The sequence below is a fragment of the Tahibacter caeni genome, assembly GCF_024609805.1.
Taxonomy (GTDB): Bacteria; Pseudomonadota; Gammaproteobacteria; order Xanthomonadales; family Rhodanobacteraceae; genus Tahibacter; species Tahibacter caeni.
Genome location: NZ_JANFVR010000186.1, coordinates 1 through 9,524, shown reverse-complemented (window position 1 = coordinate 9,524; position 9,524 = coordinate 1). Strand labels below are relative to the sequence as shown.

Below are 9,524 nucleotides of genomic sequence, written 5' to 3'. Positions count from 1 at the left end.
CGGCCGGCGCGCGCAGCGCGGCCGCGCCGAGGCGCGGCGTCGCGCCGAGCTGCAGCAGCTCACGGCCGAGCGCGGTGATGCGCGCATCCGCGTCGAGCGCGCCGAGCAGCATCAGCAGTTCGCGCGCCTGGGCCAGATTGCCCGGCGGCGGCGGATCGAGCCACGGCAGATCGTCGGCGCCCCAGGCGGCCAGTTCGAGTGCGAGCGCTGACAGCTCGACATAGTCGAGCTCGGGCTTGCGCGACGGCTCCAGCCGCTGGCTCTGCGGCCACAGCCGATAGGCGCGGCCGGCGGCGACGCGGCCGGCGCGGCCGGCGCGCTGGTCGGCCGAAGCCTGCGAGATCGCGACGGTCTGCAGGCGCATGAAGCCGGAATTCGGATCGAAGCGCGGCTCGCGTGCGAGCCCGCTGTCGACGACGGCGCGGATGCCGGGCAGGGTCACGCTGGATTCGGCCACGTTCGTCGCGAGCACGACTCGGCGCGTGCCGGCCGCGGCCGGCGCGAGCGCGGCGCGCTGTTCCTGCAGCGACAGTTCGCCGTGCAGCGCGAGCACCTGCACCGGCGGCGTCGCGTCGGCGAGGCCCGCGAGCAGGCCGCGCGCGCGGTCGATCTCGCGCTTGCCCGGCAGGAACACCAGCACGTCGCCGTCGGTCTCGGCCAGCGCCTGTTCGGTCACGCGGCGCAGCTGCGACAGCAGTTCCTCGTTCGGCCGCGCCGGCGGATAGCTGACGTCGACCGGGTAGCTGCGGCCCGCGCTCGTCAACCGCGGCGCGTCGAGCCAGCGCGCGATGCGCTCGCCGTCCAGGGTCGCCGACATCACGAGCAGGCGCAGGTCCGGCCGCAAAGTGTTCTGCACGTCGAGCGCGAGCGCGGCGCCGAGATCGCCGTGCAGGTGACGTTCGTGGAATTCGTCGAACAGGATCGCGCCGGCGCCGGACAGCTCGGGATCCGCCTGCAGCAGCCGCGTCAATATGCCCTCGGTGACGACTTCGATGCGCGTCGCGGCCGAGACCTTCGCTTCGAAACGGATGCGATAGCCCACCGTGGCGCCGACTTCTTCGCCCAGCTGGCGCGCCATGAATTCGGCCGCCGCGCGCGCGGCGATGCGGCGCGGCTCGAGCAGCAGGATCTTGCGCCCGGCCAGCCACGGCGCATCGAGCAGGGCCAGCGGCACCTGAGTGGTCTTGCCGGCACCCGGCGGCGCTTCGAGCACGGCGCGCGATCCGGCCTGCAGCACGGACAGCAGCTGCGGCAGGATTTCGGCGATCGGAAAGGCATTCGCGGAGATGTTCACGCGCGAAGCGTAGCCGAGGCGGCAGTCGCGAGGCGATCGGCACATCGGTTGCGACGAGCGTCACGACTGCAACGCCAGAATGTTTCCGCGTCCGCCGCTTCGAACGGCACGCGGCCCTATCGGCTCGGCGGCACTTCCCGCGAGCGGGATTCGGCCGTCAGCGTCCGTCGCGCATTCCGATGCTGCGCGGCAACGTTACGGGTCGCGGCGCTCGCCGCGACCGACGTCGCCGCTTGACGCGACGCGCGTCGAAGCCCTCTCGAGCCAGCGGATGAAGAACGATCGCCCGGAATCCCGGGTTCCGATCGTTCCGAATGCCCGCGGTCGTGCAGACGAGCGGCCAGTCGCGGAGGCGTACGGCGACCGGCCGCCGCACCCGGTCACAAGATGTAGCGCGAGTGATCCTCGTCCTTCACGAGCTCGCCGAGATGCGCATCGACATAGGCGGCATCGACGCGGTAGTGGGTGCCGCTCTTGTCCGGCGCTTCGTAGGAGATCGCATCGAGCAGGCGTTCGAGCACGGTGTGCAGCCTTCGCGCGCCTATGTTCTCGGTGCGTTCGTTGACCTGGAACGCGATCGCGGCCAGTCGCGCGATGCCGTCGTCGGTGAATTCCAGGGTCACGCCCTCGGTCGCGAGCAGCGCGGTGTACTGCTTGGTCAGCGCGTTGTGCGGTTCGCGCAGGATGCGCACGAAGTCGTCGCTGCTGAGCGCGCCGAGCTCGACGCGGATCGGGAAGCGGCCCTGCAGTTCCGGGATCAGGTCCGACGGCTTGGCCAGCGAGAACGCGCCCGACGCGATGAACAGGATGTGGTCGGTCTTGATCACGCCGTACTTGGTCGACACGGTCGAGCCCTCGACCAGCGGCAGCAGGTCGCGCTGCACGCCTTCGCGGCTGACGCCGGCGCCGTGCCATTCGCCGCGCTGGGCGACCTTGTCGATCTCGTCGATGAACACGATGCCGTTCTGCTCGCAGTTGCGCAGCGCCTCGGCCTTGAGCTCTTCCTCGTTGAGCAGCTTGCCGGCTTCCTCCTCGATCAGCAGCGGCCGCGCCGCCTTGATCGTGAGCTTGCGCGACTGCGTACGCGCGCCGGCCAGGGACTGGAACATGCCGCGCAGCTGCTGGCTCATTTCCTCCATGCCCGGCGGCGCGGCGATCTCGACGCCGAGATTGACGCTCGTCTCCAGCTCGATCTCGCGATCGTCCAGCTTGCCTTCGCGCAGCTGGCGGCGCAGCTTCTGGCGCGTTTCGTCGCTGCCGGAATCGGTCGAGGACGGTTCCCAGTTCGTCGCGCGGCGCGGCAGCAGCGCATCGAGGATGCGCTCCTCGGCGCGGTCCTCGGCCGTGGTCTTGATGCGCGCCTTGGCATGCTCGCGCGTCATCTTCCAGGCCATGTCGGCGAGGTCGCGCACGATGGATTCCACGTCCTTGCCGACGTAGCCGACCTCGGTAAACTTGGTCGCCTCGACCTTGATGAAAGGCGCGTTCGCGAGACCGGCCAGACGCCGCGCGATCTCGGTCTTGCCGACGCCGGTCGGTCCTATCATCAGAATGTTCTTGGGCGTGACTTCGTCGCGCAGCGAAGGCTCCAGCTGCATGCGGCGCCAGCGGTTGCGCAGCGCGATCGCGACCGCGCGCTTGGCGGCGTGCTGGCCCACGATGTAGCGGTCGAGCTCGTTGACGATTTCGCGGGGGGTCAGTTCGGACATGCGGGAAGACATTCCTCGAAAATGCGCGGTGGCGGCCGCCTGCGCTTCAGGCCTGGCGCACCGCGCCGTTATCGCCGTCGAGCTCTTCGATGGCGATCGAATGATTGGTGTAGATGCAGATGTCGCCGGCGATCTTCAGCGCCTGCTCGACGATGCGGCGCGCATCGAGGTCGGTGTTCTCGAGCAGAGCCTTGGCCGCGGCCTGGGCGTAAGGGCCGCCCGAGCCGATCGCGATGAGGCCGTGCTCGGGTTCGAGCACGTCGCCGTTGCCCGAGATCAGCAACGAACTCTCGCGGTCGGCGACGGCGAGCATGGCTTCGAGCCGGCCGAGGCGGCGGTCGGTGCGCCATTCCTTCGCGAGCTCGACGGCGGCGCGGACGAGCTGGTTGCCGTGCTTGGCGAGCTTGTCCTCGAACAGCTCGAACAGGGTGAAGGCGTCGGCCGTCGCGCCGGCGAAGCCGGCCAGCACGTCGCCGCGGCCGAGCCGGCGCAGCTTGCGTGCGTTGGACTTGACCACGGTGTGGCCGAGGGTCACCTGGCCGTCGCCGCCGATGACGACCTTGCCGTTGCGCCGCACCGACACGATGGTCGTCGCATGAAAACTGTCCGTCATGGGAACTCCCGGAAAACGAATCCGGAAGGTAGGGACGACGGGACGGCGGCGCAAGGGAAAGCGCGCAAAGCCGGTACGGCTGGCCGGCGAAGTCGCCGCAGCGGCAAGCGGCCGGCACGGGCGAGCGCGGCGGCGGTCCCATCCGGCCGGCGTCGGCGCCGGCCATCGTCATGAAACTTTTACAGACGGCGCGGCTGATACCGCCGCCGGAACGGACCGGCGGCGGTGACCGCGGACCGCTCAGGCGCTCGCGCGCCGGCTGCTGCGCGCGTTGCGCGCGAGCAGTTTCTCGGTGCCGTCCCAGAGCCGCCGGCGTGCGGTCAGGCTCGCGATCGCAGCGCGGCGCACCGCGTCGACGAGCTCGGGCTCGCGCTGCAGCGCGCGGTCGATGATCGCCTCGGCGGCCGGACCGTGCGCGTCGCCGTCGAGCTCGATGTGCCGGTCGAGGTAGTAGACGAAGCTCGGCGCCTCGATGCGGTCCAGGCCCCAGCTGTCGAGCAGGCGCTGGAACATGCCCGGGATCACGTTCTCGCGGCCGTAGAAGAAATTCGCCATGACGACGAGCGTGCGTTCGCCGATCGCGACGCGCAGCGTGTGCGTGACGAAGTCGATCACGCAGGCCGGCGCGCCGACGCGGCCGAGCGCGTTCTCGACCGGCACGCGCTCGCGCACGAGCGACAGGAACTGCTGGAACGGCCGCGTGTCGGCGCCGACTTCGCGCATGGCCGCGAGATAGAGGTCGAGGTGGCTGATCGGATGGCCGTCGGGACCGGTATCGGTTTCCTCGCCGAGGATGATTTCGTTGATCAGATGCGCGGCCTCGATGTCCGGCGGCGGCATCCACGGCAGTTCGACGCAGGTCAGGTCGCGCTGCAGGCGCTTGGCCAGGGACATGAAGTCCCAGACCGCGTAGACGTGGACCTGCATGAACGCACGCAGCGAATCCATGTCGCGGATCGCGCCGAAGACGCGGTGCGTGTGCAGAGCGTCGCGCAGCTCACGCACGTCGGGCGTGAACACCTGATCGAGTAATGCGGACACGGCTGACTCCTTCTCTAGGTGCGCGGAACCGCCGGAAGCCGCCACGGCCTCCGGTGTCGCGCGGTACTACGCTGGAAAACCGTCGCCTTCGCGTTGTCGCCGGCCCCCTGCGGCCGCGGCCTCTGCCTCCTGCTGGCGGAACGTCCGTGGCACAGACGTCCCAATGCCCCGTGCGGCGGAGCGGGTTGCGGTGTTCGCGCCGGCGGCCGCCGCCGGCCGGCGCGTCAGACGTTCTGGTAGAGCGGATACAGGCTGCCTTCCTCGCGCTCGATGCGCTGCACGAGCAAGGCGCCGACCTGGCGGTAGTCGGCGATGAACGCGCCGCGCTCCGCCTGGGTCACGAGCGGCTGCTGGTATTTCTTGACGAAGTCGATGACGCCGCGCGCGATCGCATTCATCTCGCGGCGGAAGTCACGGATCAGGTTGAAGTTCTCCTCGTCGTCGCGCAGCGTGTATTCGACGTAGTTGTAGAAGCGCACGTTCTCGGCCAGCAGGTGCGCCTCGAGCTGCGACTTGAACGCGAGCAGCTGCGTCGGCAGCAGGTCCCAGCGGTCGCGTTCGGGCAGCAGGCCGATCTGTTCGTAGACGTGGACGAGCTCGCGATGGTCGTGGATCAGCTGCGGCACGAGCTGTTCGTCGAAGCGCGGCGCGCGCGGCGCGGCGCGGGACAGCGGCCGCTGCGCGGGCGGCTCCGTGGGACTGCGGCCGAACAGCTTGCGTAGGGCGGCGAACATGCGGAATCCCGTAAAGGCCGTCGCAGCGGCGATGGACGCGGCGTCGATCCTATCAGTCGTAGAATTTATTTCAATCGTATACGTATTGCCTAAAACATGATTTTAAAAAGCAGTTTTTGCGCATCAAGTCACGAATCGCATGAGCCGTTGCAACACCGTTTGCCGAGAGCGGATTTCGCCGCTCGCGCGTCGCAGCGGAATGCGGCGCCGGCTCATGCCAGGGGCCGGAGCGCCGCACAGGCGAGCGCGCGGCTCGCGCGAGCGAACGCACGGCTTGCGCGAGCGCGCAGCCGTGGGCGGAATCCAGGGATAGAGAGATCCGCACGCGCAGACGCCGCCCCGCCTAGCCTCACGGCGGAGTCGCGACGGCATGCACGGGCGCCGGCGGCCGGCGCGGGATCTCAGGTAGGCATGTACAGCGGGTAGAGATTGCCTTCCTCGCGCTGGATGCGCTGCACGAGCAGGCCGCCGACGGTGCGATAGTCGGCCAGGAAGCCGTGCATGAGGCTTTCGTGGTCGCCGTGCGCCTGGTACTTCTTGACGAAGTCGATGACGCCGCGCGCGATCGTGTTCATCTCGCGGCGGAAGTCGCGGATCAGGCTGAGGTTTTCGACGTCGTCGCGCAGGGTCGACTCGACGTAGTTGTAGAAGCGCACGTTCTCGGTCAGCAGGTGCGCCTCGAGGCGGGTCTTGAAGGCGGTCAGCAGCGCCGGGATCTCGTGGAAGCGGCGCGCCTCGTAGGTGCGGCCGATCTGCTCGAACAGCGCGACGAGTTCCTGGTGGTCGTTCTTCAGGGCCGGCACCAGGCCCGAATCGTAGCTCGGTGCACGTGGCGGCGGGACGCTGCCCTGCCGCAGGGAACTCGGCGCCGGGGCCGCGGCCGCGGCGGGTTTGGTCGGCTGACCGATCAGCTTGCGCAGCATGTCGAGCATGGTTTCTCCGATGCCGCAGTGGCGGCGGCCTGCGATGACGAAACGCCGGACGCGGCGGCGCCCGGTTCATGGACTCAATGGCTTCGGAGCGCCCCCCTGCGGCGCGCCACGTGTGGCAGGTACGACGACGGCCCGAGCGTACCCAATTGCGCGCAGAAAAAATATGGCCAATTCACATTATGCGATGAAGTGTATTTATCTTGATCCCTGCGGCAGCTCGTCGCAGAGACTTGAGCATTCCATCATGGATGGTATGGTTGGGCCGGTCCGACGACGGAGCGAAGGCATGAACCCCTGGCTGATCGCCGCGGCGCTCGCCGCGTTCTCGACGTTCCTGATCCACACCTTCGTGGGCGGCCGAGTGATCGCGCGGCCGCTGCTGGCCGCGCGCGACCTGCCGCGCGTGCCGCGGCTGACGGTCTATTTCTGCTGGCACATGGTCACCGTGCTGCTGTTCGGCATGGCCGCCGCGCTGGCCTGGGCCGCGCGTCACTCGAATCCGCCGCTGGTCGTTCTGCTGGGGCTGCTCGCGCTGGCGTTCGCCGGGCTGAGCCTGGGTCTGGCCGTCGTGTTCCGCGTCAAACCCTGGCACCTGCCGCAATGGGCGCTGTTCCTCGTGATCGCCGCACTGGCCGGACTAGGCCTGGCCTGATGGCGCGGCGCAGCGAGGTCGACTGGATCGCGGCCGGCCTGGAGCTGCTGGCCGAGTCCGGCCATGCGCGGCTGACCGTCGCCGACCTCTGCGCGCGCACGGGCCGCACCAAGGGCTCGCTGTACCACCACTACCCCGATATGGGCGCGTTCCGCGCGGCGCTGCTGGCCGCCTGGCGCGAGCGGCATACCGAGCAGCTGATTGCCGCGGCCGAGCGCGAGACGCGCACCGGCGACAAGGCGCGCGTGCTCGATGCGCTGGCCCAGGCGCTGGACCTGCGTCTCGAGCGCGCCGTGCGCAACTGGGCCGCGCACGAGAACCGGGCGCGCGACGCCGTGCAGGCCGTCGACCGGCAACGCATCGACTACCTGGCCAGCCTCTGCCGCGAGGACGGCCTCGCCGCGGCCGAGGCGCGCGACCGCGCGACCCTGACCTATGCGCTTTACCTGGGCCTGCAGCAATTGTTAGGTGCCGACGAGCAGGCCACGCTGCGCCGGCTCTCGACCAAGGTCGAGTTCGCGCTGCCGGCTGCGCCGGCCCGGACGAGGCGCCCGTGAGCCGCCTCGACGCCGACATGAGCGGCACCAGCTTGCTGGCTTGGCGCAACCTGAGCCACGACCGCGCGCGCTTCGTGGTGACCCTCGTCGGCGTGCTGTTCGCGGTGCTGCTGATGGGCGTGGAACTCGGCCTGCTGCTCGGCTTCGCGCGCACGACCTCCGGTCTCGTCGACCATACCGACGCCGACCTCTGGATCACGCCGGCCGGCACGACCAACGTCGACATCGCCGGCCGCCTCGACGAACGCCGGCGCTTCGAGGCGCTGGCGGTGCCCGGCGTCGCGCAGGTCGACCAGCTGATGATGCAGTTCGCGTTCTGGCGCAAGCCCGATGGCGGCACCGAGAGCGTCAGCATCGTCGGCTTCAACCTCGCGACCGGCCAGGGCAGACCGTGGAACCTCGTACAGGGCGCAATCGAGGATCTGCAGCAGGACGACGCCGTCATCGTCGACAGGCTGTATGCGGCCAAGCTCGGCGTGACCGCACTCGGCCAGACCGTCGAGATCAACAACCGCCGCGCGCGCGTGGTCGGCTTCACGGCCGGCATCCGCACGTTCACACAGAGCCCGTACGTGTTCACGACGCACCGCAACGCGCAGCGCTTCACATTCTTCCGGCCCGACCAGACGACCTACCTGCTCGTGCGTCTGCGCCCCAACAGCGACGCGGCGGCCGTGCGCGACGCGCTGCAGGCGCGCCTGGGCCGCGTCGACGTCCGGTTCGCCGCGGATTTCGCACGCGCGGCGCAGCGCTACTGGCTGATCACGACGGGCGCGGGCTCGGCGCTGCTGCTGGCCGCGCTGCTCGGCCTCGTCGTCGGCATCGTCATCGTCGGACAGACCCTGTACGCGACCACGGTGGACCGACTGCCGGAATACGCGACCCTGCGCGCGATGGGCGCGCCGAACCGCTATCTGTATCGGGTGATCCTGAAGCAGGCCGCGATCAGCGCCGTGTTCGGTTTCGCCGGCGGCATGCTGCTCGTCGGTCTCGTCGTGCTCGCGAGCACCGGCAGCACGGTCGCCGTCGCGATGCCGCCGGGGCTGATCGCCGTGCTCGCGCTGCTGACCTTGTGCATGTGCGCGCTCGGCGCGCTGGTCTCGATCCGGCGCGTCACGCGCATCGATCCGACGTCGGTGTTCCAGTGAGCGCGGTGATCACCCTCGCCGAGGTCGGCGTGACCTACGGCCGCGGCGCGGCCGCGCTGGCCGCGCTGCAGGACGTCAGCCTGGCCATACAGCCCGGCGAGATGACGTTGCTGCTCGGTCCGAGCGGCTCGGGCAAGACCAGCCTGCTGCAGGTCATGGGCTGCCTGCTGCGGCCGAGCCGCGGCCGCGTGCAGCTGTTCGGCGAGACCCTCGCGCCCGATCTCGGCGTCGAAGCCATGGCCGCGCTGCGCCTCGCGCACATCGGCTTCGTGTTCCAGCACTACAACCTGTTCCCGACCCTGAAGGCCTGGGAGAACGTCGCGATCGCGCTGGATCTCAAGGCGCTGCCGCGCGCCGAACAGCGCGGACAGTCGCTGCGGCTGCTCGAACGTCTCGGTCTGGCCGACCGTGCCGAACACTATCCGGCGGAGCTGTCCGGCGGCCAGAAGCAGCGCGTCGCGATCGCGCGCGCGCTGGCCGGCGGCCCGCGCATCCTGCTCGCCGACGAACCGACCGCCGCGCTCGACGGCAAGACCGGCCAGGGCGTCGCGGCGACCCTGCACGAACTCGCCCACGGTGCCGGCGTCGCCGTCGTCGTGGTCAGCCATGACCCGCGCGTCGAACCGTTCGGCGACCGCGTACTGCATCTCGAAGACGGCCGCCTCGTCGACGACCGGCGCCCGGCCCGGAGTTCCGCATGAAACGTCTCGCCCCGCTGTTCGCCGCGCTCCTCGCGATCCTGCCGCTGGCCGGCTGCGGCCGCAGCGCGCCGCCCGCGCCAACCGCCGTGCCGCCCGGCCTCATCGCGGCCGGCGGCCTCGTGGAGCCCGACGGCGAGGAACGC

Annotated in this window: 10 protein-coding genes; 4 read left to right on the top strand and 6 right to left on the bottom strand. The window is 69.9% G+C overall.

Features of this window, described 5'->3' with window-relative positions; translation table 11 throughout:
• The 6 genes from hrpB to NON22_RS15220 form a co-directional block, all read right to left on the bottom strand.
• Positions 1-1,288 (bottom strand): ATP-dependent helicase HrpB (hrpB, locus tag NON22_RS15245; protein ID WP_257387807.1); only part of this gene is annotated, 1,288 nt, incomplete at its 3' end.
• A gap of 386 nt (positions 1,289-1,674) precedes the next feature.
• Entirely contained in the window at positions 1,675-3,003 is a 1,329-nt protein-coding gene (hslU, locus tag NON22_RS15240) for an ATP-dependent protease ATPase subunit HslU (RefSeq protein ID WP_257387806.1), read from the bottom strand.
• A 46-nt stretch (positions 3,004-3,049) separates the two neighbouring features.
• Positions 3,050-3,616, bottom strand: a complete 567-nt coding sequence (hslV, locus tag NON22_RS15235; RefSeq protein ID WP_257387805.1) for an ATP-dependent protease subunit HslV — start codon at positions 3,614-3,616, stop codon at positions 3,050-3,052.
• A gap of 240 nt (positions 3,617-3,856) precedes the next feature.
• A complete protein-coding gene (locus NON22_RS15230) occupies positions 3,857-4,657 on the bottom strand; it encodes a DUF3050 domain-containing protein (protein WP_257387804.1) in 801 nt (266 codons plus the stop codon).
• 224 nt (positions 4,658-4,881) lie between these two features.
• Positions 4,882-5,391 (bottom strand): hemerythrin domain-containing protein, encoded by a 510-nt coding sequence (locus tag NON22_RS15225; protein ID WP_257387803.1) that lies wholly within the window; start codon positions 5,389-5,391, stop codon positions 4,882-4,884.
• Positions 5,392-5,792: 401 nt separating this feature from the next.
• Positions 5,793-6,323, bottom strand: coding sequence for a hemerythrin domain-containing protein (locus tag NON22_RS15220; RefSeq protein ID WP_257387802.1), 531 nt, complete (start codon positions 6,321-6,323; stop codon positions 5,793-5,795).
• 286 nt (positions 6,324-6,609) lie between these two features.
• Here NON22_RS15220 and NON22_RS15215 point away from each other — a divergent pair, with 286 nt between their 5' ends.
• Genes NON22_RS15215 through NON22_RS15200 form a run of 4 tightly spaced genes read left to right on the top strand, consistent with a single transcriptional unit; the run spans position 6,610 to position 9,381 of the window.
• A complete protein-coding gene (locus NON22_RS15215) occupies positions 6,610-6,975 on the top strand; it encodes a hypothetical protein (RefSeq protein ID WP_257387801.1) in 366 nt (121 codons plus the stop codon).
• A complete protein-coding gene (locus NON22_RS15210; RefSeq protein ID WP_257387800.1) occupies positions 6,975-7,532 on the top strand; it encodes a TetR/AcrR family transcriptional regulator in 558 nt (185 codons plus the stop codon). Before NON22_RS15215 ends, NON22_RS15210 begins: the two co-directional genes overlap by 1 nt.
• Complete coding sequence (locus NON22_RS15205; RefSeq protein WP_257387799.1) at positions 7,529-8,680, top strand: ABC transporter permease; 1,152 nt, start codon at positions 7,529-7,531, stop codon at positions 8,678-8,680. The genes NON22_RS15210 and NON22_RS15205 overlap by 4 nt, the downstream gene beginning before the upstream one ends.
• Complete coding sequence (locus NON22_RS15200; RefSeq protein WP_257387798.1) at positions 8,677-9,381, top strand: ABC transporter ATP-binding protein; 705 nt, start codon at positions 8,677-8,679, stop codon at positions 9,379-9,381. Before NON22_RS15205 ends, NON22_RS15200 begins: the two co-directional genes overlap by 4 nt.
• Positions 9,382-9,524: the final 143 nt, after the last annotated feature.

Coding starts and splice junctions, on each gene's coding strand:
- hslU (WP_257387806.1), bottom strand. CDS start 3,003: ATGTCCGAACTGACCCCCCGCGAAATCGTCAACGAGCTCGACCGCTAC.
- hslV (WP_257387805.1), bottom strand. CDS start 3,616: ATGACGGACAGTTTTCATGCGACGACCATCGTGTCGGTGCGGCGCAAC.
- NON22_RS15225 (WP_257387803.1), bottom strand. CDS start 5,391: ATGTTCGCCGCCCTACGCAAGCTGTTCGGCCGCAGTCCCACGGAGCCG.
- NON22_RS15220 (WP_257387802.1), bottom strand. CDS start 6,323: ATGCTCGACATGCTGCGCAAGCTGATCGGTCAGCCGACCAAACCCGCC.
- NON22_RS15215 (WP_257387801.1), top strand. CDS start 6,610: ATGAACCCCTGGCTGATCGCCGCGGCGCTCGCCGCGTTCTCGACGTTC.
- NON22_RS15210 (WP_257387800.1), top strand. CDS start 6,975: ATGGCGCGGCGCAGCGAGGTCGACTGGATCGCGGCCGGCCTGGAGCTG.